At 72.1% G+C, this 25,126-nt stretch carries 20 protein-coding genes; 11 read left to right on the forward strand and 9 right to left on the reverse strand.

All coding sequences use genetic code 11. The features are described from left to right. Positions 1-46: 46 nt before the first annotated feature. Positions 47-2,545: a DNA gyrase/topoisomerase IV subunit A gene (locus ACFPZN_RS31850; RefSeq protein WP_378285981.1), complete on the forward strand. Its 2,499-nt coding sequence runs from the start codon at positions 47-49 to the stop codon at positions 2,543-2,545. A gap of 192 nt (positions 2,546-2,737) precedes the next feature. On the opposite strand, the gene ACFPZN_RS31855 is transcribed toward ACFPZN_RS31850, so the two are convergent. The 3 genes from ACFPZN_RS31855 to ACFPZN_RS31865 form a co-directional block, all read right to left on the reverse strand. Continuing rightward, positions 2,738-3,568: a hypothetical protein gene (locus ACFPZN_RS31855; RefSeq protein ID WP_378285982.1), complete on the reverse strand. Its 831-nt coding sequence runs from the start codon at positions 3,566-3,568 to the stop codon at positions 2,738-2,740. A 79-nt stretch (positions 3,569-3,647) separates the two neighbouring features. After that, positions 3,648-4,301: a hypothetical protein gene (locus ACFPZN_RS31860; RefSeq protein WP_378285983.1), complete on the reverse strand. Its 654-nt coding sequence runs from the start codon at positions 4,299-4,301 to the stop codon at positions 3,648-3,650. A gap of 376 nt (positions 4,302-4,677) precedes the next feature. Then, positions 4,678-5,043, reverse strand: a complete 366-nt coding sequence (locus ACFPZN_RS31865) for a steroid Delta-isomerase (RefSeq protein WP_378285984.1) — start codon at positions 5,041-5,043, stop codon at positions 4,678-4,680. 97 nt (positions 5,044-5,140) lie between these two features. Here ACFPZN_RS31865 and ACFPZN_RS31870 point away from each other — a divergent pair, with 97 nt between their 5' ends. Next, on the forward strand, positions 5,141-5,710 hold the full coding sequence (locus ACFPZN_RS31870; RefSeq protein ID WP_378285985.1) for a thioredoxin family protein: 570 nt from the start codon (positions 5,141-5,143) through the stop codon (positions 5,708-5,710). 25 nt (positions 5,711-5,735) lie between these two features. On the opposite strand, the gene ACFPZN_RS31875 is transcribed toward ACFPZN_RS31870, so the two are convergent. Next, positions 5,736-7,097, reverse strand: a complete 1,362-nt coding sequence (locus tag ACFPZN_RS31875) for an APC family permease (RefSeq protein ID WP_378285986.1) — start codon at positions 7,095-7,097, stop codon at positions 5,736-5,738. Positions 7,098-7,427: 330 nt separating this feature from the next. After that, positions 7,428-9,518, reverse strand: a complete 2,091-nt coding sequence (locus ACFPZN_RS31880) for a DNA gyrase/topoisomerase IV subunit B (protein WP_378285987.1) — start codon at positions 9,516-9,518, stop codon at positions 7,428-7,430. Between the two features lie 284 nt (positions 9,519-9,802). Between ACFPZN_RS31880 and ACFPZN_RS31885 the strand changes: the two genes are divergently transcribed. From ACFPZN_RS31885 to ACFPZN_RS31900, 4 genes are all read left to right on the forward strand, one after another. Next, complete coding sequence (locus ACFPZN_RS31885) at positions 9,803-10,705, forward strand: ABC transporter ATP-binding protein (protein WP_378285988.1); 903 nt, start codon at positions 9,803-9,805, stop codon at positions 10,703-10,705. Then, on the forward strand, positions 10,702-11,775 hold the full coding sequence (locus ACFPZN_RS31890; protein WP_378285989.1) for an ABC transporter permease: 1,074 nt from the start codon (positions 10,702-10,704) through the stop codon (positions 11,773-11,775). The genes ACFPZN_RS31885 and ACFPZN_RS31890 overlap by 4 nt, the downstream gene beginning before the upstream one ends. A 127-nt stretch (positions 11,776-11,902) precedes the next feature. After that, entirely contained in the window at positions 11,903-12,133 is a 231-nt protein-coding gene (locus ACFPZN_RS31895) for a DUF7455 domain-containing protein (protein ID WP_378285990.1), read from the forward strand. 162 nt (positions 12,134-12,295) lie between these two features. Beyond that, complete coding sequence (locus tag ACFPZN_RS31900; protein ID WP_378285991.1) at positions 12,296-13,057, forward strand: YaaA family protein; 762 nt, start codon at positions 12,296-12,298, stop codon at positions 13,055-13,057. A 45-nt stretch (positions 13,058-13,102) separates the two neighbouring features. Here the strand turns inward: ACFPZN_RS31900 and ACFPZN_RS31905 are convergent, their stop codons facing one another. The 4 genes from ACFPZN_RS31905 to ACFPZN_RS31920 all read right to left on the reverse strand — a co-directional run bounded on the left by ACFPZN_RS31905 (position 13,103) and on the right by ACFPZN_RS31920 (position 19,684). Beyond that, positions 13,103-14,092: a hypothetical protein gene (locus tag ACFPZN_RS31905; RefSeq protein WP_378285992.1), complete on the reverse strand. Its 990-nt coding sequence runs from the start codon at positions 14,090-14,092 to the stop codon at positions 13,103-13,105. Between the two features lie 387 nt (positions 14,093-14,479). After that, positions 14,480-16,219: an RNA polymerase sigma factor gene (locus ACFPZN_RS31910; RefSeq protein ID WP_417281732.1), complete on the reverse strand. Its 1,740-nt coding sequence runs from the start codon at positions 16,217-16,219 to the stop codon at positions 14,480-14,482. A gap of 298 nt (positions 16,220-16,517) precedes the next feature. Continuing rightward, positions 16,518-18,719: a SpoIIE family protein phosphatase gene (locus tag ACFPZN_RS31915; protein WP_378285993.1), complete on the reverse strand. Its 2,202-nt coding sequence runs from the start codon at positions 18,717-18,719 to the stop codon at positions 16,518-16,520. Positions 18,720-19,093: 374 nt separating this feature from the next. Further along, positions 19,094-19,684, reverse strand: a complete 591-nt coding sequence (locus ACFPZN_RS31920; RefSeq protein ID WP_378285994.1) for an HhH-GPD-type base excision DNA repair protein — start codon at positions 19,682-19,684, stop codon at positions 19,094-19,096. A gap of 185 nt (positions 19,685-19,869) precedes the next feature. Between ACFPZN_RS31920 and ACFPZN_RS31925 the strand changes: the two genes are divergently transcribed. The 5 genes from ACFPZN_RS31925 to ACFPZN_RS31945 form a co-directional block, all read left to right on the forward strand. Continuing rightward, positions 19,870-20,544: a molybdopterin-dependent oxidoreductase gene (locus ACFPZN_RS31925; protein ID WP_378285995.1), complete on the forward strand. Its 675-nt coding sequence runs from the start codon at positions 19,870-19,872 to the stop codon at positions 20,542-20,544. Further along, the gene (locus tag ACFPZN_RS31930; RefSeq protein WP_378285996.1) at positions 20,531-21,286 is read left to right on the forward strand and encodes a cytochrome b/b6 domain-containing protein; all 756 of its coding nucleotides are present in this window, start codon (positions 20,531-20,533) and stop codon (positions 21,284-21,286) included. Before ACFPZN_RS31925 ends, ACFPZN_RS31930 begins: the two co-directional genes overlap by 14 nt. 166 nt (positions 21,287-21,452) lie before the next feature. Continuing rightward, on the forward strand, positions 21,453-21,680 hold the full coding sequence (locus tag ACFPZN_RS31935) for a hypothetical protein (RefSeq protein ID WP_378285997.1): 228 nt from the start codon (positions 21,453-21,455) through the stop codon (positions 21,678-21,680). 241 nt (positions 21,681-21,921) lie between these two features. Beyond that, positions 21,922-23,538 (forward strand): hypothetical protein, encoded by a 1,617-nt coding sequence (locus ACFPZN_RS31940; RefSeq protein WP_378286001.1) that lies wholly within the window; start codon positions 21,922-21,924, stop codon positions 23,536-23,538. A gap of 123 nt (positions 23,539-23,661) precedes the next feature. After that, on the forward strand, positions 23,662-25,126 hold a 1,465-nt coding region (locus ACFPZN_RS31945; RefSeq protein WP_378285998.1), incomplete at its 3' end, for an SseB family protein.

The raw sequence follows: 25,126 nt of genomic DNA on the forward strand, positions 1-25,126 counted from the left end.
GTGGTGCGGTGCGAATCTGTCTCAGGGACCCGCCACAATGTCCCACATGGCACGTCGTGGATCCCAGGCCCCTCCCCCGCCGGACTTCGAAGAGAACATCATCGACGTCGATGTCTCGGAGGAGATGCGCGGCAGCTTCCTCGAGTACGCGTACTCGGTCATCTACCAGCGGGCACTGCCCGACGCGCGCGACGGCCTCAAGCCCGTGCAGCGCCGGATCCTGTACTCGATGAACGAGATGGGCCTGCGCCCCGAACGCGGGCACGTCAAGTGCGCCCGCGTGGTCGGCGAGGTGATGGGCAAGCTGCACCCGCACGGCGACAGCGCGATCTACGACGCGATGGTCCGGATGGCCCAGCCGTGGGCGATGCGGATGCCGCTGGTCGACGGGCACGGCAACTTCGGCTCGCTCGGCGGCGACGACATGCCGGCCGCCATGCGGTACACCGAGTCCCGGTTGACCCGCGAGGCGATGCTCATGGTCGCCTCCATCGACGAGGACACCGTCGACTTCCGGCCCAACTACGACGGCCAGGAGCAGGAGCCCGAGGTCCTGCCCGCCGCGTTCCCCAACCTGCTGGTGAACGGCTCGTCCGGGATCGCGGTCGGGATGGCCACCAACATGGCGCCGCACAACCTCGGCGAGGTCATCGCGGCGGCCCGGCACCTGATCGACAACCCCGACGCCTCGCTCGAGGAGCTGATGCGCTTCGTGCCCGGCCCCGACCTGCCCACCGGCGGCCGGATCGTGGGCCTGGACGGCATCCGCGACGCCTACGAGCGGGGCCGCGGCACCTTCCGCACCCGCGCCACCGTGCACATCGAGGACGTCACCCCCCGCCGCAAGGGCATCGTCGTCACCGAGCTGCCGTACGCGGTCGGCCCGGAGCGGGTCAAGGCCAAGATCAAGGAACTGGTCAACAACAAGAAGATCAACGGGATCTCCGACCTGAAGGACCTCACCGACCGCAACGTCGGGCTGCGGCTGGTCATCGAGGTCAAGAACGGCTTCAACCCCGAGGGCGTGCTGGCCGAGCTCTACCGGCTGACGCCGATGGAGGAGTCGTTCGGCATCAACAACGTGGCGCTGGTCGACGGCCAGCCCCGCACGCTCGGCCTGCGCGACATGCTGCAGGTGTACGTCGACCACCGCATCGAGGTCGTCCGGCGCCGCAGCGCGCACCGCCGCAAGAAGCGCGAGGACCGGCTCCACCTGGTCGACGGCCTGCTGGTCGCGCTGCTCAACATCGACGAGGTCATCCAGATCATCCGGGACAGCGACGACGCGTCCCAGGCCAAGCAGCGGCTCATGCAGATCTTCGAGCTGTCGGAGATCCAGGCCCAGTACATCCTCGACACCCCGCTGCGCCGGCTGACCCGCTACGACCGGCTGGAGCTGGAGAAGGAGAAGGAGCAGCTCGCCAAGGAGATCGCCAGGCTGACCGCGATCCTGGAGTCGGAGAAGAAGCTGCGCGGCGTGGTCTCCAAGGAGCTGGGCGAGGTCGCCAAGGAGTTCTCCACCCCGCGCCGCACGGTGCTGCTGGAGTCGTCCGGCCAGACCGCGACCGCCGCGGTGCCGCTGGAGGTCGCCGACGACCCGTGCCTGGTGCTGATGTCCTCCACCGGCCTGCTGGCCCGTACGGGCTCGGCCGAGCCGCTGGCCGACGAGGGCGCCCGCTCCCCGCACGACGTGCTGGTGTCGGTGGTGCGGGCCAGCGCCCGCGCCCAGCTCGGCGTGGTCACCTCCGCCGGACGGATGATCAAGGTGGAGGTCATCGACCTGCCGATGCTGCCGGCCTCGGCCTCGCCGCCGTCGCTGGCGGGCGGCGCCCCCATCACCGAGTACGTCGACCTCGACCCCGACGAGAAGGTGGTGGGGCTGAGCTCGCTCGACGGCTCGCTGGCGCTGGGCACCGCGCACGGCGTGGTCAAGCGGGTGGTGCCCGACTACCCGCCCAACCGCGACGACTTCGAGGTCATCACGCTCAAGGACGGCGACCAGGTGGTGGGCGCCGTCACCGTGGCCGACGAGGACGATCTGGTCTTCATCACCAGCGACGCCCAGCTGCTGCACTACAGCGCGTCCAACGTGCGGCCGCAGGGCCGGGCGGCGGGCGGCATGGCGGGCATCAAGCTGGCGGCCGGGGCCACCGTCATCTGGTTCGGCGCGCTCGACCCGGACCGCGAGTCCCGGGTGGTGACGATCTCCGGTTCGTCCTCGGCGCTGCCGGGCACCGAGCAGGGCGCGGTCAAGCTCGCCGACTACGCCGACTTCCCCGCCAAGGGCCGCGCGACCGGCGGCGTCCGGTCGCACCGCTTCCTCAAGGGCGAGGACGCGCTGATCATGGCGTGGGCCGGCCCCGCGCCCGTGCGGGCGGCCTCGTCCACGGGCAAGCCGCTGCTGGTGGACGTCGAGATCGGGCGCCGCGACGGCTCCGGTGAACGGCTGACCGCGGAGGTCGCCGCCTTCGGCGGCCCCCTCCACCCCGCCCCCACCCCCGAACCGGAGCAGGCGCCGACCCCCGACGACGCATCACCCCAGTGATCGCAGCACGCTGACGCGGCGGCCCCCGCACCGAGCAAGGGTGCGGGGGCCGCCGCGTCTTCCGCCCACGGCCGCTCCCAGCGGACGTCCGGACGTCCGGACTCTCATCGACGGCCACCATCCACCCGACGGCCCTGTGCCAACCGGCGGCTGTGGGCGATCCCGTCTCTCACCGGCGGAATCGCCCGGAGGTCAGCCGACCTTGAGGGTGCGGGGGTCGCGGAGCGGGGTGCCGGTGCCCTGGTAGGTGGCGACGGCGATGAAGGTCTCGAACGCGGCCTCGTTGCTGCCCGACGGGGAGGGCAGCGCGGCCTTCCAGTCGATCGCCGCGCCCCAGATGCCGCAGCTGGACCTGGGCACGGTGAAGGTCTTGTCCGCCGCCGTGGCGGCGATGACGAACGGGTGCGCGAGCGGGTCGGACGGGTCTCCCGGGCTCACCACCCTGATCGTGGACATGTCGGCGACCAGGGTGAACTTGAGGGGCTCGGCCTGGGTACCGATGTAGCAGGCGTCGCCGAGCAGCAGGTTGATGATCCGCACCCGCATGTCGACCTTGGCGACCGGCAGCGCGAAGGAGAAGCCCCCGGCGTAGCTCGCCTCGACCTCCACCTTGAAGCCGGGCAGGTCCTCCAGCCACGGCACGCTGGGCAGGCCCAGCAGGCCCAGGACGCCGCCCGGGATCTTCATCGGGTCGGCGTCCATCCTGATCTCTTTGAGCTCGTTGGGTCCGCCGCCGGCGGGCGGGCCGGACTGCACGACGATCGTGATGGGCTCGGTGATCTGCTGGCTGAGCCCGCCCAGCTTGAGCGAGCCGCCGTCCACGACCATCACCAGGCACTCCCAGCGGGCCGGATCGGCGCCGGCGGGCAGCTTCGGGCAGTCGGCCTTCAGGTCGAACGACGGCGCGGCGGCCGAGGACGGCGCGGCGGCGGGGGAGGCGGAGGCGGTCGCGGGCTGGAGGGCGGCCAGGCCGAGGGACGCGATCGCGGCGGCCGCGAGCCCCTTGCGGAACGACATCTTCACGGGACGAATCGCCTTCTCTACGGGAAGCAAGGGGCCCGGCCGTCCCGTGCGGGAGCGGGACGGCCGGGCGGGGGGACTCTCAGGCGGTGATGTGCAGCTTCTGGGTGTAGGTCGTGTCGCTCGGGTTGACCTTGCCCAGGGCCTTGCCGGTGCCGTTGGCGGTGACGCCGCTCGGGCACAGGAAGCTGCCCGACTTCAGGCCGAGGGAGACGTTGTTCATCGTCCCGGCCAGCTGGCCCGTGGAGTTGGCGGGGTTGTCGGAGTTGCGCACCTGGAAGGTCAGGCTGGTGTGGGTCGCGTCGAACCCGTAGACGCAGGTGAGGAAGCCGAAGCTCGCCTGGATCTCCAGGTCGGTGTCGGTGAAGGTCAGCGTCCCGTCGTAGTTGCCGCTGGGCCCGTAGGCGAGGGTGCCATCGGTGTAGGGCAGGTTGCGGAAGGTGACGGTCGGGTTGCCCAGGTTGCTGGTGCAGCCGGTGACGTTCGCCGAGTCCAGCGTGCCCGAGCCGGACGAGGTCAGGGTGCCGCGCAGGTCGGCGCTCGAGCAGCTGGCGGTGAAGCCCGTGCCGCTGAAGGTGAGGGCGCCGACGTTGAGGATCTGGTAGCCGCCGTCGTAGGGCGTCCTCGTGTCCTCCCTGAGGACCGTGGTGGTGGCCGCGGAGGCGGTGCCGGCCAGGAGGCCGACCGCCGTGGCGGCCGCGATGGCGGGTGTGCCGAGCTTGACGAGGGCCTTCACATTCTCTCCTCGGGTAGTGGCCCATGTCCGTGCTTCCGGCGGGTGGGGTGGCACGCCGCGGGATGATCAGCCCCGGCCGCGCGTTCCGCGCCGGCCCCCGAGTGGCGGTGCGCCCCGGATCCGGAGGTGACGCCCGCCCTCTGTACGCTCGCACCCGCCAGCTAAGACCACCTCAGCTGCGTAAGCAAGCGCTTGCATGGTTAAGATTGGCCGAGAGCGGCCAAGTTGGGCGTTGCCTTGCGAGAGACACGCACTTCATGCCTATGAACCGGCGGACCGCGCTCCTGTTCTTGTCATCGCCTCACAAACCCACCGGCACGACGACGGCGGCCAGCTCCCCCAGGGAACCGGCCGCCGCGCGCGGGACGCCGTCCGCCTACTGCTCGACGTCGTCCGGACCCCAGTAGGCGCGCATCTCGGTGACCTTGCCGTCGTCGTCGAACGTCATCACCTCGATGGCCCGGATGCGCACCACCCCGGGCACCTCGATGGTGAACGCCATGGCCGCGCTGTTCCCGTGCGAGCCGCGGATGGGCCCGTCCAGCGAGAGCTTGGCGCCGCTGCCGACCGCGTTGGCGTAGAACTCGTCGATCGCCGCGCGTCCGGAGATCGGCGGGTTGCCGACCGGGTCCTCGATCGTGGCGTCGTCGGCGAACAGCCCCGCGACCGCCGCGGCGTCCCCCTCGGCGAAGCCGTCGACGTAGGCCTGCAGCACCTGCTTCATGCGTTCCTGCTCCGGCATGTCCCGCCCATCGCTCGTTCCGGCAGATCGGCAGAGCCTAACAAACGATTGCTTGACCGAAGTGAGCGGTTACCGGGCCCCGGGACACAATGGCGGCATGGCGATCTCATCGTTCATGGTGCCGCTCGGCACGCCCGCTCCCGGCTTCTCGCTGCCGCCCGCCGGAGGCGGCCCGGCCGTGTCCCCCGGCGACTTCCCCGGGGCGCCCGCGCTGCTGGTGACCTTCCTGTCCAACCACTGCCCGTACGTCCGCCGCATCGAGGCGGCGCTCGGCGCGGTCACGGCCGAGTACGCGGCGAAGGGCCTGGTCACCATCGCCGTCTGCAGCAACGACACCGGACGCAACCCCGACGACGACGCCGCCCACCTGCGCGAGCAGTCGGAACGGGCCGGGTTCGCCTTCCCGTACCTGGTCGACGAGTCACAGGAGGTCGCGCTCTCCTACAGGGCCGCCTGCACGCCCGACTTCTTCCTGTACGACGCCGGCCGCCGCCTGGCCTACCGGGGCCAGTTCGACGCCGCCCGTCCCCGCAACGAGGTGCCCTCGGACGGCGCCGACCTGCGTGCGGCTCTGGACCTCGTCCTGGCGGGCAAGGCCGTTCCCGAGCCGCACGCGCCCAGCCTCGGCTGCGGCATCAAGTGGAAGCCCGGCAACGAGCCCGGCTGACGGACCCGGCCGGACCGCCCTCCCGTCAGTTCTTGTCGATCCCGCCCGGGTCGACGGCGTCGACCCGTCCCACCACGAGCCGGTTGACCCCCCACAGCACCAGCCCGACGGCCAGCAGGATCGCGGCGCGCAGGTAGACCTCGCCCTCCCGGCCGGTGATCGGCAGCGTCAGGAACAGGCAGCTCACCGCGCCCACCACCGGCATCCAGGTCGGGGCGCGGAAGTGCGCGTGCTCGACGCGCTCCCGGCGCAGCACCAGCACGCACACGTTCACCAGCGCGAACACGCACAGCAGCAGCAGCACGGTGGTGTCGGCCAGCCCGCCCACGTCGCCGGTGCTCACCAGGACCACCGCGATCGTGACCGTGAACGCGATCGCGACCCAGGGCGTGGCCCGGGTCGGGTGCACGATCGCGAACGGCGACGGCACGATCCGCTCCCGCGCCATCCCGTACACCAGCCGGGACGCCATGATCATGTTGATCAGCGCGGTGTTGCCCACCGCCAGCAGGGCGATCAGCGCGAACAGCTTGGGCGGGAAGCTCAGCCCCGCGACCTTGACGACCTCCAGCAGCGGCCCGGTCGAGGTCCGCAGCGTCTCGGCGTCGACCAGCATGGTCGCGGTGAACGCCACCGCCACGTAGATCACCACGGTGATGGCCAGGCCGCCGAACAGCGCGGCGGGGAAGTCCCTGGGCGGGTTCTTGGCCTCCTCGGCCAGGTTGACCGAGTCCTCGAACCCCAGCAGCGCGTAGAAGGCCAGCGCCGTCCCGCCCAGCACGCCGAGGAAGGCGCCGTTGGCCGGGTGGAACTCCAGCGCCCGGCTCGGTTCGCCGTCCCCGCTGACCAGCGCGAACACCCCGATCACGATGATGACCAGCAGCCCGAACGCCTCGATCAGGGTGAGCACCACGTTCACCTTGATCGACTCGGAGATCCCGGCCAGGTTCACCAGCGTCACCAGCGCCAGGAAGATCAGCGCGCCCACCAGCGTCGGCAGCGACACGAACTCGGCCAGGTACTTCCCGCCGAACGCCCGCGCGGCCGCGCTCGCCGAGGTGATCCCGCTCATCATCACCGTGAACGCGACGATGAACGTCACGAACGGGATCCCGAACGCCTTGTTGGTGTAGAGCGCGGCCCCGGCCGCCTGCGGATACTTGCCGACGAGCTCCGCGTAGGCGGTGGCGGTCAGCGCCGCCAGCACGAACGCCACCAGGAACGGGATCCACACCGCTCCGCCGACCTCGCCCGCGACCTGCCCGACGAGCGCGTAGATGCCCGCTCCGAGGATGTCCCCGACCACGAAGAGCATGAGCACCTTGCGCCCGATGACCCGGCGCAGCCCGCCCTCGAGCTGCCTCGGATCGACTTCCGTCTGCGTCATGCACGCTCCCTCGTCCGATTGGAACGTGCAGTACCCACGAAGCGCGTACTTATCATCACCTTCGGTGACACCCTCCCCCCGCCTCCGCGCGACCAACGGCTGTCCTCGGGAGCGCTCCGCGGCCGCGGTCAGGGCGAACTCGGTGTGCGGGCCCGCTCGCTCAGGGGCCTCAGCGACCGTGGGACGGGTTCCCGCCGGGTGCGGGCGGACGTGGCCCGGGTTGAGGGCAGGCGTATGGGCGCCTTCAGCGTGTGGGGTGCTCGGCGCTCACAGGGCATGGCTGTGAGGCCCCGGGAAACGGGGCCTCACGGCGGCGGCTTCTGGCGGCTTCTAGGTGTCGATGCGTTCGATGTCCAGCTCGGCGGCGCCGGCGGTGATGAACTCGCGGCGCGGGGCCACCTCGCTGCCCATGAGCAGGTCGAAGATCTTGGCGGCGTCCTCGGCGTCCTCGATGCGGATGCGGCGCAGGATGCGGTGGCGCGGGTCCATGGTGGTCTCGGCGAGCTGGTCGGCGTCCATCTCACCGAGGCCCTTGTAGCGCTGGACGGGCTCCTTCCAGCGCATGCCGCGGCGCTCGAACTCGACGAGCTTCTTGCGGAGCTCGGCGTCGCTGTAGCAGTAGACGTACTTGTCCTGGCCCTTCCTGGGCTTGATCAGCTCGATGCGGTGCAGCGGCGGCACGGCGGCGAAGACGCGGCCGGCCTCCAGCATGGGGTGCATGTAGCGGTACATGAGCGTGAGCAGCAGGCAGCGGATGTGCGAGCCGTCGACGTCCGCGTCGGCCATCAGGATGATCCGGCCGTAGCGGGCCGAGTCGAGGTCGAACGTGCGGCCCGAGCCGGCGCCGATCACCTGGATGATGGCGGCGCACTCGGCGTTCTTGAGCATGTCGGCGACGGACGCCTTCTGCACGTTCAGGATCTTGCCGCGGATCGGCAGCAGCGCCTGGAACTCGGAGTCGCGGGCCAGCTTGGCGGTGCCCAGCGCGGAGTCGCCCTCGACGATGAACAGCTCGCTGCGGTCGTCGGTGGTGCGGCAGTCGACCAGCTTGGCGGGGAGGGCGGAGTTCTCCAGGGCGTTCTTGCGGCGCTGGTTGTCGCGCTGGGTGCGGGCGGCGATCCGGGTCTTGGCGGCGCCGACGATCTTCTCCAGCACCGCGCGCAGCGGCTGCTTCCGGCCGCGCGAGGGGTTGTCGAAGATGGCCTTGAGCTCGCGGCCGACCACCTGGGACACGATCCGCGCGGCCGCGGAGGTGCCGAGGACCTCCTTGGTCTGGCCCTCGAACTGCGGCTCGGGCAGGCGGACGGTGACCACGGCGGTCAGGCCCTCCAGGACGTCGTCCTTGATGACGTCCTCGTCGCCGTTCTTGAGCAGCTTGGTGGCGCGCAGCTGGTCGTTGATCACGCGGATCAGCGCGCGGTCGAAGCCGCGCACGTGGGTGCCGCCCTTGGGCGTGGCGATGACGTTGACGAACGACTTGGTGATGGTGTCGTAGCCGCTCCCCCAGCGCAGCGCGACGTCCACCTCCAGGTCGCGTTCGACGTCGGTGGGGACCAGGTGGCCCTGGTCGTCCAGCACCGGGACGGTCTCGGTGAAGTGGCCGCGGCCCTGGATCCGCAGCACGTCGACGAGCTCGGCGTCCTTGGCGAGGTAGGTGCAGAACTCGCTGATGCCGCCGTCGAAGCGGAAGGTCTCCTCGAGGACCTCCTCGCCGCGCTCGTCGCGGACGTCGATGGTCAGGCCGGGGATGAGGAAGGCGGTCTGCCGCATCCGGTCGAGGACCTGGGCCTGGTCGACGGTGGCGCCCTTGAGGAAGATCTGCATGTCCGGCCAGAACCGGACGCGGGTGCCGGTGGTCGTGCGCGCCACCTTGCGCACCTGGTGCACCCCGGAGCGCTTCTTGAAGCGGGCGTTGGGCCGGCCGGCCTCGGCGAACTCGCCGGGCAGCCCGCGGCGGAAGCTGATGGCGTGGGTGGCGCCGTTGCTGTCGACCTCGACGTCGAGGCGGGCCGACAGCGCGTTCACCACCGAGGCGCCCACGCCGTGCAGGCCGCCGGAGGCGGTGTAGGACACGCCGCCGAACTTGCCGCCCGCGTGCAGCCGGGTCATCACCAGCTCGACGCCCGACAGCTTGGTCTTGGGATGGATGTCGACGGGGATGCCGCGGCCGTTGTCGCCCACCTCGAAGGAGCCGTCGGCGTGCAGCACGACGTTGATGTGGGAGCAGTAGCCGGCGAGGGCCTCGTCGACGCAGTTGTCGACGATCTCCCAGAGGCAGTGGGCGAGCCCACGGCTGTCGGTGGACCCGATGTACATGCCGGGTCGCTTGCGCACGGCCTCCAGGCCCTCCAGCACCGAGAGGTGCCGGGCGGAGTAGCCGTGCGAATCGTCGGTGGTCGCTTCAGCGGTCGCGGCGGTCAACGTGCGTGTGCTCCTCGGGGGTAGGACATTCGGCAGCAGGGTACCCCCATCCGCCGACGGCCCACGGGCAGGCTCGCCGCCCGTCTGTGCGAGCCGTGATCGAACATACTATCGAAGACGATCGTCACGGTACGCGTTTTCGCCCGGACGTGTCGCTCGCGGCCGCGGGACGATCCGGGGCTGAACTGGAGGATCGTCCACGTCCGCGGGCAGCGACACGCCGGTGCGCATCTCCGACTTTAGGAGGTGCCGCCCCGGTCCGTCCCGGTTCTACCGTCGTGTGCATGACACATACGATCAGCGCGGACGGGCTCCGGAAGCGGTACGGGGACGTCCGGGCCGTCGACGGGGTCTCGTTCGAGGTCCCCGAAGGCGAGTTCTTCGGCATCCTGGGGCCCAACGGGGCGGGCAAGACGACCCTTCTGGAGATCGTCGAGGGGTTGCGGGAGGCCGACGAGGGCGCGGTGTCGGTGCTGGGCCTGCCGCCGTGGCCGCGCAATCCCGGGCTGCTGCCGCGGATCGGCGTCCAGCTGCAGGCGTCCTCGTTCTTCGAGCGGCTGACCGCGCGCGAGCAGCTGCGCACGTTCGGCTCCCTGTACGGCGTGCCGCCCGCCAAGGCGGACGCGATGCTGGAGACCGTCGGGCTGGGCGACAAGGCCGACGTGCGGGTGGAGAAGCTGTCGGGCGGGCAGGCGCAGCGCCTGTCGATCGCGTGCGCGCTCGTGCACGACCCCGAGCTGGTCTTCCTGGACGAGCCGACCGCCGCGCTGGACCCGCAGGCGCGCCGCAACCTGTGGGACGTGCTGCGCGCCATCAACACCGAGGGCCGCACGATCGTCCTGACCACGCACTACATGGACGAGGCCGAGCTGCTCTGCGACCGGGTGGCGATCATGGACGCGGGGCGGATCCTGCGGCTGGGCGCGCCGGCCGCGCTGGTCCGCGACCTGGACGCGCCGTCCCGGATCAGCGTCGCCAGCGGGACCCTGGCCGCCGGGGACGCCGGGGCGCTGCCGGGCGCCGACGAGGTCTCCGACGACGGCGTGTCGCTGGTGATCTCCACCCGCGCGCCCTCGGAGGTGGTGGCGGCGATGGCGGCCCGGAACGCGCTGGACGGCGTGCAGATCCGCGGCGCCACGCTGGAGGACGTCTTCCTGGAGCTCACCGGACGGGAGTACCGCGCATGACCGGCCTGCAGAGCTTCCGGAGCTTGTCCCGGGCGATGGCGCTCGGGTTCGCCCGCGACCGCGGGGCGCTGTTCTTCACGATCCTGTTCCCGCTGATGTTCCTGGTGATCTTCGGCGGGGTGTTCGGGAGCCAGACCACCTCGAAGGTGGAGGTGATCCAGGTCGGGCCGTCGGCGATCCTGGACGGCGCCGTCGCCGGGGGCGGCGGCGAGCTGGCCAAGGTCCTGGAGGTGACCCGGAGCACCGACCGCGCGGCCGCGCTGGAGGAGGTCGCGAAGGGCGACGCGGCCGCGGTGGTGGAGCAGCGCGGCGGCGAGCTGGTGGTGCGCTACTCGGCGGCCGACACGGTGAAGTCCGGGACGGTCCGCGGGCTGATGAACTCGATCGTCCAGTCGGCGAACATCTCCGCGAGCGGGCGGCCGGCCGCGTACCGGCTGACGGTCGAGCAGGTGGAGGACGAGTCGCTCAAGGCGATCCAGTTCTTCACGCCGAGCCTGCTGGGGTGGGCGCTGGCGTCGGCGGGGGTGTTCGGGGCCGCGCAGACGCTGGTGACCTGGCGCACCAAGGGCATCCTGCGGCGGCTGCGGCTGTCGCCGGCCCCGGTCTCGGCGGTGTTCGGGGCGCGCGTCACGGTGAGCGTGGGAATCGCGCTGGTGCAGCTGGCGCTGTTCCTGCTGGTGGCGCGGCTGCCGATGTTCGATCTCCAGCTGCGGGGGTCGTGGTGGATGTGCGTGCCGATGGTGGTGTCGGGCGTGCTGGCGTTCCTGGCGATCGGGACGGTCATCGGGGCGTGGGCTAAGACGCAGGAGGCGGCGCAGACGGTGGGTCAGCTGGTGGTGCTCCCGATGGCGTTCCTGGGCGGTTCGTTCTTCCCGCTGGACGCCTCGCCCGGCTGGATGCAGGCCGTGTCGTACGCGTTCCCGCTGCGCTATCTGAACGAGAGCATGCTGGACGTCATGGCCCGTGACCAGGGGCCTTCCGCGGTCCTTCCGGAGATCGGCGTGCTGCTGGGGATCGCGGTCGCGGGAACATTCCTCGCGGTCAGGCTGTTCAGATGGGACGATGCGTGAGCCGGCGCTGTGATGTCGGTCACTAATTGGCCCATTCTGCTGTGGGCGTACGAAGAAACAGGTTGGGAACGTCAGCGTCGGGTTAGATGTTGTCCTAAGTACCGACCCCGAGCATGAGGAAGGTGCCGTGACTGGAGCCCTTGCCCCAACCAAGCCGTTGTCCGTCGCAGACCGCTGCGACCGCTGCGGTGCCCAGGCCTACGTCCGTGCAGTCCTTGTAGGCGGCGGCGACCTTCTGTTCTGCGCCCACCACGGGCGTAAGTACGCAGAGGCCCTCCGCGCCAACGGGGCCGACATTCACGACGAGACCGACAGGCTCAACGAAACCCCGGCCACCGCACCCGCAGACGAGCGGTAAGCCCTCGAAATAAAAGAATCCCGGAACGGCGGTCACCGGCGACGGTGGCCGCCGTTCACCCATTCCGGGATAAGCCCCGAAACCGTGCGGGGCGCACTTTCGATCGCCGTGTGCGATCGTGAAATCACGCAACGTGGTCAATGTTGAGGAGATCCAGGACAGGTGCTCATTCTGCTGCCGCCGTCGGAACGCAAGGCCGCCCCGGGGGACGGGCCGCCGCTCGACCTCGGCGGCCTGGCCTTCCCCTCGCTCAACCCCGTCCGGGAACGGGTGCTGAACGCGCTGGGCGAGGCGTGCCTGCGGGACGACGCGCCCGAGCTGCTGGCCCTCCCGGCCGGCCAGGCCGAGGAGGCGCTCACCCGCAACCTGGCGCTGCGGCGGGCCCCGACGCTGCCGGTCGCGCGGCTCTACACCGGCGTGCTGTACGACAACCTGGCGCTGCACGAGCTCGATCCGGAGCGCGCGGCCGACCAGATCATCGTGTTCTCGGGCCTGTGGGGGGCGCTGCGGCTCACCGACCGCATCCCGCCCTACCGGCTGGCGATGAGCGTGACGCTGCCCCCTGCGGGGAAGCTGGCCGCGCTGTGGCGTCCGGCGCTGCGGGAGGCCCTGGAGCCCGTCGCGGGCGCGGGGCGGCTGATCGTCGACATGCGCTCGGGGCCGTACGTCGCGGCGTGGAGGCCGGCGCGGGGGCAGGGTCCCGCGGTGACGGTGCGGGTCTTCCGGGAGCGCATGCTGGGGGGCGTGCCCAAGCGCACCGTGGTCAGCCACATGGCGAAGGCGACGCGCGGCAGGGTGGCGCACGACCTGCTGGAGGCCGGCGCGGCTCCGGAGAGCCCGGAGGAGCTGCTGAAGATCGTGGCGGGGCTCGGTCACACGGCGGAGCTGAACGGCGACAACCTGGACGTCATCCTGCACGCCTGAGGGGTGGGAGGTCCCTGAGGCGGGAGGTCTCGCGCAGGGGCGTCCTCAGACCGTGGTGATGTTCAGGTGGCGGCAGGCCTTGATGTACTGCCCGACCTCGTTCCCGCCGAGATAGCTCCACGGCAGGCTGCTGGGACGGCCGAAGGTGCGGAGCAGATGCTGGCGGGCGGGCCGGCGGGAGTCGGCCAGGTGGAACGCGGCGCCGAAGATGTTGTGCGCCTCGATCGTGCGCGGATGGGGCCGGGGGCCCTCGAACCAGCCGCGGGCGGCGGCCTCGACGTCCCGGCACTCCTCCGCCGAGAACCACCGGGACGAACCCCGGATGATCCCCTGGCGTTCCTGGACGAAATATTCGAAGTAGGCCAGCGGAAGCAGCGCCGACCGCGGATCCTCGCGGCCCGCCGTGCTCATCGCGACCCGGGCGAAGTCGAACATCTCCTCCGGCAGGCCGCCCCACTGCGGGGAGAGGCTGACCACGCGGGCAACGTGCGAGCCGTACAGCGTGGGACCGCGCCGGTACGCCTGCCGCCACAGCTCGTCCTTCTCCTCGCGGTCGGCGTCGAGGCCCAGGGCGAGCCAGAGCATCGCCTCCCAGGGGACGGGATCGCCCGGCCACAGCCTGGAGGCGTTCAGCAGCGGGTCGCGGGCCTTCTGCATCGTCTTGGTGTAGGCGGTGTAGCCGGCGGCCTGGACGGCCCGCGCCCGCGCGTCGGGCCGGATCCGCCAGGCCTCCTCGATCCGGGTGCGGCCCAGCCACAGCCACAGGTCCGGGTTGGAGGAGTCCTCGGCCAGCAGCGCCTCGATGTAGGAGCCGGAGCCGACGGCGGCCTTGGCCAGTGCCTCGACGCGCAGGGAGCGCAGCTCGGGGTCGTCGCGGGCCTCGGCCAGGGCGCGCGCGCCGACTCTCAGGTAGCGGTCGTGGACGGCGTCGACGGCTTGGTCGAGGACGGGATCCGACCAGGGACGTCCGCCGATCACATGTGTCGTGCGGGCGCGGACGGCGGTGGGCGCCCGGCCGGGCCTGTGCTGCTCCACCGAACCTCCATGTGCCCGGTCAAGCTCCATGAGTCCCATGCTGCGGAAGCGTAGGAAGGGGCACGGCGGCGCGCGCTACCTGGATGTAAATAGTGTGTTACATACCCCGAAGCATCTTTGACCTGGATATTTTCTTCCAGTCAAAGAAACCGGACGGCGGGCGCGGGGGCCCCTTCCCGCCTGCGGGAACATTCCCGAAACACGGCCGTGTTTAGCGCTTCCCGCGTCCCCGGCGGGCCTCCTCCGCACCCGTCCCGCGAGCGTCCGGATGCGGCCACGCTCCTGACCGCAAACGGCCAATGCCCCGGAAAAGGAGAAGACCACCCCGGCCTGTGCCGGAGTGGTCTCCTACCGCACGTTCCCGCCGTGCCTGCCGATCAGTCCACCTCAGTCGAGGTAGTCGCGCAGCACCTGCGAACGGGACGGGTGGCGCAGCTTCGACATGGTCTTGGACTCGATCTGGCGGATCCGCTCCCGGGTCACGCCGTAGACCTTGCCGATCTCGTCGAGCGTCTTGGGCTGGCCGTCGGTCAGGCCGAACCGCATCGAGACCACCCCGGCCTCGCGCTCGCTGAGGGTGTCCAGCACCGAGTGCAGCTGCTCCTGCAGCAGCGTGAAGCTGACCGCGTCGGCCGGGACGATCGCCTCGGAGTCCTCGATCAGGTCGCCGAACTCGCTGTCGCCGTCCTCGCCCAGCGGAGTGTGCAGGGAGATCGGCTCGCGGCCGTACTTCTGGACCTCGACGACCTTCTCCGGGGTCATGTCGAGCTCCTTGGCCAGCTCCTCCGGGGTGGGCTCGCGGCCCAGGTCCTGGAGCATCTGGCGCTGGACGCGGGCCAGCTTGTTGATGACCTCGACCATGTGCACCGGGATGCGGATGGTGCGGGCCTGGTCGGCCATCGCGCGGGTGATCGCCTGCCGGATCCACCAGGTGGCGTAGGTGGAGAACTTGTAGCCCTTGGTGTAGTCGAACTTCTCGACCGCGCGGATCAGGCCCAGGTTGCCCTCCTGGATCAGGTCCAGGAACAGCATGCCGCGGCCGGTGTAGCGCTTGGCCAGCGACACCACGAGCCGGAGGTTGGCCTCCAGCAGGTGGTTCTTGGCGCGGCGGCCGTCCTCGGCGATCCACTCGAAGTCGTCGCGGTCCTCCTCCGACATCGCGTGCCCGTCGGAGGCGAGCCGCTCCTCGGCGAACAGGCCGGCCTCGATCCGCTTGGCGAGCTCGACCTCCTGCTCGGCGTTGAGCAGGGGGACCTTGCCGATCTGCTTGAGGTAGTCCTTGACCGGGTCGGCGGTGGCGCCGGCGGCCGCGATCTGCTGGGCGGGGGCGTCCTCGTCGTCGTCGCCGAGGACGAACGCCTCCTCGTCGGTGCCGGACGGCTTGCCGCTGGGGCCCTTGACCGGGGCGCGGACCGTCGTCGCGGCGGCGGGCTCCTCCTCGGCCGGCTCCTCGGCGTCGGCGGCCGAGTCGTCGGAGTCCTCGACCACGACCAGGTCGTCGCCCTCGTCGAGCTCCTCGAGGTCGTCGAGGTCGGTGACGTCGACGTCGTCCTCGAGCTCGGGGTCGTCGGCGGCCTTGACCGGGCCCTTCTTGGCCGGTCCGGCGCCCTTGGCGGCGGCCGGGGCGGCCTTCTTGGCCGCGGGCTTGCGCGGCTCGGACTTGGCGGCCTCGCCCTTGGCGGCCTCGCCGCGGGCCGGCTCCGGCTTCTTCGGCTTGCCGGCGGCCGCGCCCTTGCGGGCCTCGGCCTTACGGGCCAGAGTGGCGGGACTGGGCGCGGCGGGGCGGGCCGGGGCCTCCTCGGCACCGTCGTCGACGACGGCGGTCACCGTGGTGGGCTGCTCCTTGGCCGCCGCGGCCGTCTTGGGCTTGCGCGCCGCCGGCGCCGCGCGCTTGCGCGAACGCTTGGGCGCCGCTGAGTCGGCAGCGCTCACCATGACGGTCACACCCTCCTTGCTGAGGCTCCGCAGGATGCTGGAGGCCTTCGACACGGGGATGTCGGCCTCCTCGAACGTACGTCGTACGTCGTCGGCGTCGAGGTAACCCTGGGACCGTCCACGCTCGATCAGTTGCGCGATGACGTGCTCGTGCAGATCTGACGCTTTCGAGGTCGAGCTAGCAGGCGACACAAATACCTCTCGAACGAACGTGTGGCTTGGTTGACCCAAGTGCCCTGACGGGCCCGGCCTCACACGGGGTGGGACCACACACTGGGCGGGCCACCCTGTGCGGGACCGCAGCGTACCCGCTTCTTACTAGGGTCAAGCATTCTGGCACTGCTGCGCATTCCGCATTCGATGTCCTGCCCGGTAACACACCACCTTAGAGGGCGCCGGGCTGTCCTTCGTACGGACGGTGCCGTCTTCGGGACCTCTTCCGGCCCTTCCGGGGCCGGCCTCGGCGCCGCCCCGGCGGTCTTCACACGGGTCACACGGGCTTCGGCGGGACGTGCAGGGCAAGCACGGTCACATCGTCCACTTGCTCATATCCCGCAAGCATCCGATCGACCAGGAAGTCGACGAGTCTCTCCGGATCTCCTACCACTTCAGGTGGGGCGTCGGCCGCGACCGCGACCAGTTCCTCCAGACCGGCGTCCACCCCACGCCTACGGTTCTCCACAAGTCCATCGGAATAGAAGACCACAGTGTTGCCGGTCTCGATGGAAAAACTTGTCTGCTGTCGCTGGGAGGGCCAGCCGAGCGGGGTCCCCGGCTCGAGCCCGCTCACCCTGGCGGGAGAGTCCGCCGAGATCAGCAGGGGCGGCGGATGGCCGGCGTTGCTGAAGGCGCCGTGCCCGGTCTCGGGGTCGATGACCGCGTAGGCGACGGTGGTGAACTGCTCCTCGTCCTCGGTGGCGGAGAAGAGCCGGTCGAGCCCGGCCAGCACGGCGGCCGGGCGGGGGTCGTTGAGGGCCAGGGCGCGCAGGGCGTTGCGGACGCGGCCCATCCCGGCCGCGGCGAGCACGCCCTTGCCCATGACGTCGCCGACGGCCACGGCCAGCCGGTCGTCGGGGAGGCGGAACACGTCGTACCAGTCGCCGCCGACCTGGACGTGCCGGGTGGCGGGGTTGTAGCGGGCGGCCAGCACCATGCCGGGCAGCTGGGGCAGGTCGCTGGGCAGCAGGCTGCGCTGGAGCTCCTCGGCGGTCTTGTGCTCGCGCTCGAACAGCAGCGCCCGCTCCACCGCCAGCGCGCACTGGCCGGCCAGGGCCTCCAGGAAGACCCGCTCCTCCTCGGTGATCTCCCGGGGCCGGGTGAAGGAGAACCGCAGGGCGCCGATGGGGGCGCCCGCGGCCAGCAGCGGCAGGCCCACCCAGGCGCGCTCCTCGGTGTGCTGGGTGAACAGCCCGGCCTCGTCGCGGCCCAGCTGGAGCCGGAGGCTGTCGGGGTGCTCGGCCAGGAACGGCCGGCTCTCCCGGACCGCGACCGACATGACGGTCTGGTCGCTGACCTTGATCTCGTCGCGGGAGGACGGGCGCGACTCGGGACGGCTCTCGCCGCCGGGCGGGGACGGGGTGACCACGCTCAGCCGCAGCTTGTCGTCGTCCAGCAGCGCCACCGCGGAGTAGTCGGCGCCGATCGCCGACCGGCCCACCTCGGTGATCACCTGGACGACCTGGCTGACGGTCAGCGCCTCGGCCAGCATGGAGGTGGCCTGCTGGAGCCGCGCGGTGCGCAGCGCCGCCGCCGACAGCTGCTCGGTGAGCCGCCCGCGCATCTCCTCGGCCTCGCGCTGGCCGGTGACGTCGGTGTTGGCGCCGACCCACTCGATCACGGTGTCGGCCCGCCAGATCGGCACCGCCCGCACGTCGAAGTGCCGGTACTGGCCGCTCTTGGTGCGGATCCGGTAGTTGGTCTCGAAGACCCGGTTGTCGGCGACGCACTCGCGCCAGATCGCCTCGATCCGGGGCCGGTCCTCGGGGTGCACGACGGCCAGCCAGCCGCCGACCGCGTAGTCGTCGGGGGTCTGCCCGGTGATCGACCGCCATTCGGGCGCGTCGTCGATCACGCCGCCGTCCGGCGAGGCCACCCAGACGACCTGGGAGCTGGCCTCCACCAGCGAGCGGTAGCGCTGCTCCTTGCGCCGGATGACCTCCTCGGCGCGGCGGCGCTCGGTGACGTCCAGCGCGGTCAGCACCACCCCGGCGGGGCCGCCGTCGGCGCCGCGGACGGGCAGCCAGGCGCACGACAGCACGCGGGTTCCGGCGGCCACGGTGGTGGCGGGCGGGCCGGGGACCGGCACGGGCGGCTCGACGACCGGCGCGGGCGGGTTCTCCTGGCGCGGCCGCGGGACGGTCAGGTCGGCCTCGGGGATGGGCCTGTCCTCGGCGAGCACGGTGCGCAGCGCGGTCTCGAACGCGCCGGCCAGGTCGTCGGGCAGGAACTCGTGGGGGCGGCGCTGCCGCGGATCGGCCCCGGGGACGCCGAGCAGCTCGGGCAGCACGGCGTTGGCGCGCAGGCAGCGCAGCCCGGTGTCGAAGAACGCCAGGCCCGCCGGGGCCTGCCTCATGAGGGTGGCGTACAGCGCTGCGTCGGTCGCTTCCATATCCGCCGGTCGATCGGTCGCTTCCATGGGCTGGCCCTCCACCCCGGAGATCCGGGGATGCGGAACGGACGTATCGGTGCTCATCGGCAACACCTCCGCCCCAGGGGGTCCCGTACCGCGCGGCAAGTCTTCATCACTATGAGTGAATGGGAGCAGGCTAACGCTCCCGCCTCCATCACAACACCGGTCGGAGTCAAGTACTCATCATCCCGATGGTTCGCCGCCGACGGAAGACCCGGGGCAACCTCGGCCCGCGATTCCCGGCGGCGTTCCCGGACTGGGCCGCCGTACCGTCGGAGCTCCCGCCGGAAACGGCGGCGGCCGGGAGGCGTCCGGGCGGACGGCGAGTACGTGATGTTACGGCTCCGGGGCGCCGGACGCGGGGACGGCGCGCCCGTTCGGCGAGTTCCGGACAGAACATTCATGACGCATCGGGGTGGGCGGTGGCCGGCGAACGCCTACTTCTTCGCCTTGGCGGCCTTGGCCGCGGCCTTCGTCTCCTGCTTGAAGGCGCGCACCTCGGCGAGGGAGTCGGGGCCGGTGATGTCGGCCACGGAGCGGTGCGAGCCCTCCTCGCCGTAGTCGCCGGCGGCCTCCCGCCAGCCCTCGGGGCGCACGCCGTACTGCTTGCCGAGCAGGGCCACGAAGATCTGGGCCTTCTGCTTGCCGTAGCCGGGGAGGGCGTTGAGCCGCTTGTAGAGCTCCTTGCCGTCGGCGGCGTCCCGCCAGATCGCCTCGGCGTCGCCGTCGTAGTGCTCGACCAGGTACCGGCACAGCTGCTGCACCCGCTTGGCCATCGAGCCGGGGTAGCGGTGCACCGCGGGTTTCTCCGACAGCAGCGCCGCGAACCGCTCCGGGTCCTGGGCGGCGATCTCGGCGGCGTCCAGGTCGGTGGCGCCGAGCCGCTCGGCGATGGTGTACGGGCCGGAGAAGGCCCATTCCATCGGGATCTGCTGGTCGAGCAGCATGCCGATCAGGGCGGCGAGCGGGCTGCGTCCCAGCAGCTCGTTCGCCTCGGGACGCTGCGCGAGGTGAAGCGTGATGGCCATGCGCCCCAGCTTAGATCTCACCGATTCCTTACGCGGGCGTCCCGGGCATGGTGGTCAAGCCGCGGCGGTGCTCGAATGGAGGGGTGAAGCGAAGAGGCGCCGCGGACGGCGCCGCAGAAGACGCGGAGACTCCGGGGACGCGGGAGACTCCCGGGACACCGGAGACGCGCGCGGACGGCACACCGGTGGGACGGCGTGTCGTGCTCGGCATGCTGGGCCTGGGCGTGGCAGGGGTCGCCGTCGGGGCCTCGCTGCAGAAGGGCGTGAACCGGGCGCTGGCGCCCATCGGGCAGATCGGCGGGGTGCTCCCCGCGGCCGGGAACGGGTTCCGGTTCTATTCGGTCGTCGGCAGCGTGCGGCCGCGCCCGCCGGCGCAGTACCGGGTCACGGTGACGGGGCTGGTGCGGGGCGAGCGGTCGTTCAGCATGGCCGACCTGGCCGCGCTCCCCCAGACGCGCCTCACCCGCGACTTCCAGTGCGTGACCGGGTGGCGGGTGCCCGAGGTGATGTGGGCGGGGGTGGCGCTGCCCGACCTGCTGGACGCGGTGGGGGTCTCGCCGCGCGCCCGGGCCGTGCGGTTCACCTCCTTCGACGGGGTCTACACCGAGTCGCTGACGCTGGACCAGGCGCGCAGGCGGGACGTGCTGGTGGCCACGGAGATGCTCGGCGCCCCGGTCACCCACGACCACGGCGGCCCGGTGCGGCTGTTCGTCGGCCCCATGTACGGCTACAAGTCGCTCAAGTGGCTGGGCGGCATCGAGCTGACCGACCGGGTCGTCACCGGGTATTGGGAGCGGCGCGGCTACGACGTGGACGCCTGGGTCGGCCGGTCGAACGGACGCGACGATGCCCCGACGTGACATGCCCCGGCGCGAGATGCCCCGGCGCGGCCTGCTGGACCGGTTCTCGCGGGCGGAGCGGTCGATCCACCACGTCACGGCCCTGCTGATGCTGGTGTGCCTGGTCACGGCGGCGCTGCTGTACGTGCCGGCGCTGGCGTCCGCGGTGGGCCGCCGCGACCTGATCAAGCCGCTGCACATCTGGGCCGGGTACGCGCTGCCGGTGCCGGTGCTGCTGGGGCTGCTCTCCCGGGCCTTCCGGGCCGACCTGCGCAGGCTCGACCGGTTCGGCCCGCACGACTGGGAGTGGCTGCGCCGCGGCGACCGCCGCGCCGTGACCGGCGCCGTTCCCCGTGCGGGCTCCGAGGCCGCGCTCCCGCGCGGGGTGATCCCGGTGGGCAAGTTCAACCCGGGGCAGAAGCTGAACGCCGCGTTCACCGCGGGCGCGATCCTGGTCATGCTCGGGACCGGCACGATCCTGACCTTCCCCGACCCCTGGCCGGACCGGTGGCGGACCGGCGCGACCTTCGTCCACGACTGGCTGTTCCTGATCATCGTGGTGGTGACGCTGGGCCACCTCTGGTACGCGCTGCGCGACCGCGGCGCGCTCGGCGCCATGGTCACCGGGCGGGTCGACCGCGCCTGGGCGGCCCGCCACCATCCGGGCTGGCTGGACGAACTCGACCGCCGGAACCGGACGGCCGCGGAACGCGCGGGCGAATCCTCGGCGAATCCGGCGAGGACCGGGCCGGACGGGTCTTGACACTCACGGCAGAAGCGCTGGAATGAGACATCGAGGCGAGGTCGGGCGGCACGTCCCACCGGGCCGGGAACGGACCGGCGCGTGCCCGGCCGGGCCCCGCCCGCCCCCGGCGGTCACCCCGTACCGCCGGACCCTCGGGCTCGGAGGCGCGTTGATGCCTGCTGTCATGACCGAACGGCGTGGCGAGGTCCGCCGGCTTCTCTCCGGCCGGCTCGCCGCGGAGTTCGCCACCGTCACTCCCGATACCGTCGAACGCTGCGTCGCCGACGTCCAGGCGTGCGTGGCGCACCTGGGCCTCGAGCCCACCCCCGCGCTGGTGGAGCGGATGGCCAGGGAGCACCTGGTCGGGATGGTCAAGTCCGAACCGCCCTCGGGACGGGTCGCCGGGCCCTGACCGGGCCGGCGGGGCGGATTCGGGGCGCCGTTGCGGTTCGGGGCCTTTTGTACTACGGATGGAAGACCGTCCGCGGTTGCCTTCCGTCCCATTTCGGCCTCCCCGCGATGTCCTGGACGAGGACCGGCGCCGGATCTGAGAAGCTAGTGACGTGAGTCCCCGCAGCCGCCGCCGTTCCTCCGGGGATCCCGCCGGGGACGGACCGCCGCCCTCGGACGAGGTTTCCGCGATCTTCGACGGGATGCTGCGCCACGCGCGCGAGCTGCTGGCGGTGCGCAGCCCGCTGGACGCCGAACTGATCGTCAGCGAGATCCTGGGCTCCTGGTGGGGACGGCGGGTGCCGGGCGGCGACGTCGAGGAGATCATCGGCGAGGCGCTGGTCGACCACGCCGCCGGCGTCGGCACCCCGGCCGCGCTGGCGCTGCTGACGGGCATGGCCTACCTGGGCACTCCGCGGCAGGCCGCCAAGGCCGAGCGGGCCGCGCTGGCCCTGATGGAGCGCGGTGTCGCGCGTCCCGGCTGGGCCGACCGGGTGGGCATGGTCGTCCCCGAGGAGTGCCACGTCTCCCGCGACGTCTACGGCGACCAGGACTCGATCATCTGCACGTACACCTACGGCGGCCGCGACCGGCACGCCCTGGTCGTCCTGGTCGACCGCAACCGGGCGGGCGCGGTCCAGGGCATGGCCCAGGGCGGCGTCTACGGCGGCGTGCAGGGCGCCGTGCTGCACGCGGGCGGCGGCGGCCCGGCGCCGACGCGGTCGCTTGAGCCGCCGGCCGCCGAGGAGGGCCGGACGCGCCCGCCGGCCGGCGGCATGGTCCGGGACGCCTGGGTCTCCTCGCAGGTCGACCGGCTCCTCGACCACTGCCGCCGGGAGGGCCGCAGCAACCCGCTGATGCGGTTCGAGCAGCTCGACCCGCGCGACACGCGGGCGGTGCTGCAGCGCGCCCTCGACTTCACCGACGACACCCCCGACCCGCCGGTCAACGAGAAGTTCGGGGCCTACCACGCGTTCGTGCGGGCCCGGGTGAGCTCGCTGCCGCCCGGCGGCCGGCTCCCCCAGCCCCCGGTGTACGGCCGCGACCGGCGCGCCGAGATCGCCATCCGCTTCCTGGCCTCCGACGAGGCCGAGGACCTCTCCGACCGGTCGGCCGCCGGCCGCTGCGTCGACCGGATCATCGACTACGGCTGCGCGCACGACTTCGGCCGCCCGCTGCGGGTCAGCCCGATCAAGTGCGAGATGTTCCTGCTGGACTGGCTGCCGCGCAAGGTGCTGCTGTCCCCGACCGAGCAGGAGGCGGTGCCGCACGTGCTGGCCGCCTGGGTGCGCTGGGCGGGACGGCGGACCGGGCTGCCGGAGGAGGGCGTGCGCGCCACCCTCGACGCGGTCTGGGACGCCACCGCCAAGTTCGCCGAGGCCTACCGCGACCCGTCGGCGTTCGGGCTCGACCGCGACCTGGTGGCGCGGCTGCTGCCCGACGGCGAGCTGGAGGCGCTGCCCCGGCGCGCCTTCGCGCTGCCGTTCCTGTCGGGACGGCACCGCCTGTCCGGGCGGCACGGCTCGATCGACCTCGCCACGCTCGACCCCGCCGATCCCGCGGACCGTAGAATCCTGCTGGAGTTCGAGCACCCGGGCGCGACGGAGGCGCACCTGGACGCCCACGAGCGGCTCGCCGGCCGGCTGTGGAACGGCGACCCGCCGCAGCTGTGGGAGACCGCGCAGGCGATGCTGGACGTCGGCTTCGAGCGGCACGAGATCCTGCACCGGCTCATGGACGTGATCGACGGTTGCGCCGGCGATCCGGCGGAACTGAGGAGGGCGCTGGGGGTTCTGCGGCACTCGGCGCCGCCCGAGTGAGCGGATCCGGACGACCTGAGTGAACTCCCGGTTTGCCAGCGGCGATCGGGGCGACAATCATCGGGGTCTCGGGTACCGGTCGCGCGGGGGTCGCGGCCCTTCCCCGGGTGATAGGGAGTGATCTTGTTGGAGTGGTCCGAGTTCGCGCGGCGTCTGGGACGCGAGCTGGCGGGTCTGGAGAGGGACACCATCCTCATCGTGCGCGAGCGCGAGGAGAGCCGCCACTACGTCCAGGCGATGCGGGAGCCCGACCGGCTCTACGCCGAAGCGGTCAGCAACAACTTCCTCGACGGCCCGCTTCTCCTCACCCTGGCGGACGAGGAGGTCATGAGCGACGCCGGCTGGCGCCCGCCCGCCGACCCCGCCCCGCGCAACTGGTGGACCGAGCTGCCCGCCTACGCCACCGTCGACGACCACGGCCGGCTGGCGGACGTCATGGTCACCGCGCTGCGCGACGTGCAGGGCGTGCGGCGGCCCTCCGACCTGGTGTACGAGTCGTTCCACCGGCACGGCACCGGGCTGATCGAGCTGCTCGACTTCGGCATCGAGGCCGCCGACCCGAGCCGGGTCACCAAGCAGCGCCGCACCTCCGCGGAACTGGCCGAGGTCGCCGACCGGGCCGGCGGGGCCGCGCAGAACGGCGCCGCGCCGAACGGGGCCGTCCCGAACGGGCCCGCCGGCGTCCCGGCGGACGCCGCCGCGCCGCTGCTGGCCGCCCCGGTGCCGGGTCCGGGGGCGGGTCCCGGGCCACTGGGCGGGCCGCCCGAGGCGCACGTCCCGGACGCGCCCGACGAGCTGGAGCCGCGGCTGGCCGAGGCCAAGCAGCGCGGCGACCACACGACCTACTTCGAGCTGCTGCTGTCGGCCGACCTGGTCCTTCCGGCGAGCGCCCCGGCGGTCGAGGACCCGGAGGCCGCCGAGTTCCCGACCACCTCGATCGGGGCCGGGACGTACGTGGTGGTGTTCACCTCGCCGCAGGCGCTGGTGCGGTCGGGGCACCGGCCGGGCCTGTACCGGCGCACGTCGTTCGCGCGGCTGGCGGGGGGCTGGCCGGATCCGGCCTGGCAGCTGGCGATCAACCCGGGGCTGCCCAGCGAGGTCCATCTCGACGCGGCCGCCGTGATCCGGCTGGACGCCACGCAGCGCGCCCTCAGCCACCAGCCGGGGGCCCAGGGCCCTCCACCGGCCGTCCCGCCGCCCCCACCGCCCGCGCCGCCCACGCAGGGGCCGCTGCCAGGGCAGGACGCACCTCCGGCCGCGCCGCCCATTCCCCCTGCAGTGCCGCCCGTACAGGGACCACCGCCAGGACAGGACGCGCCGCCCGTACCGCCTGCCGCACCGCCCGCGCAGGGGCCGCCGCCGGGCCAGGACGCGCCGCCCGTACCGCCTGCCGCACCGCCCGTACAGGGACCACCGCCTGGACAGGACGCGCCGCCCGTACCGCCTGCGGTGCCGCCCGCGCAGGGGCCGCTGCCAGGGCAGGACGCGCCTCCGGCCGTGCCGCCCGTACCGCCTGCCGCGCCGCCCGTGCAGGGCCCGCCGCCGGGGCAGGACGCGCCTCCGGTGGCGCCGCCCGTACCGCCGGCAG

Source organism: Actinomadura rugatobispora, from assembly GCF_042656285.1.
Lineage (GTDB): Bacteria > Actinomycetota > Actinomycetes > Streptosporangiales > Streptosporangiaceae > Spirillospora > Spirillospora rugatobispora.

Bases quoted from the DNA above. Each gene is read 5' to 3' on its own strand.
- ACFPZN_RS31915 (WP_378285993.1), bottom strand. From the start codon at position 18,719: ATGAGCACCGATACGTCCGTTCCGCATCCCCGGATCTCCGGGGTGGAG.
- ACFPZN_RS31920 (WP_378285994.1), bottom strand. From the start codon at position 19,684: ATGGCCATCACGCTTCACCTCGCGCAGCGTCCCGAGGCGAACGAGCTG.
- ACFPZN_RS31850 (WP_378285981.1), top strand. From the start codon at position 47: ATGGCACGTCGTGGATCCCAGGCCCCTCCCCCGCCGGACTTCGAAGAG.
- ACFPZN_RS31870 (WP_378285985.1), top strand. From the start codon at position 5,141: ATGGCGATCTCATCGTTCATGGTGCCGCTCGGCACGCCCGCTCCCGGC.
- ACFPZN_RS31890 (WP_378285989.1), top strand. From the start codon at position 10,702: ATGACCGGCCTGCAGAGCTTCCGGAGCTTGTCCCGGGCGATGGCGCTC.
- ACFPZN_RS31930 (WP_378285996.1), top strand. From the start codon at position 20,531: ATGCCCCGACGTGACATGCCCCGGCGCGAGATGCCCCGGCGCGGCCTG.
- ACFPZN_RS31865 (WP_378285984.1), bottom strand. From the start codon at position 5,043: ATGCCGGAGCAGGAACGCATGAAGCAGGTGCTGCAGGCCTACGTCGAC.
- ACFPZN_RS31885 (WP_378285988.1), top strand. From the start codon at position 9,803: ATGACACATACGATCAGCGCGGACGGGCTCCGGAAGCGGTACGGGGAC.
- ACFPZN_RS31940 (WP_378286001.1), top strand. From the start codon at position 21,922: ATGCTGCGCCACGCGCGCGAGCTGCTGGCGGTGCGCAGCCCGCTGGAC.
- ACFPZN_RS31875 (WP_378285986.1), bottom strand. From the start codon at position 7,097: ATGACGCAGACGGAAGTCGATCCGAGGCAGCTCGAGGGCGGGCTGCGC.
- ACFPZN_RS31935 (WP_378285997.1), top strand. From the start codon at position 21,453: ATGACCGAACGGCGTGGCGAGGTCCGCCGGCTTCTCTCCGGCCGGCTC.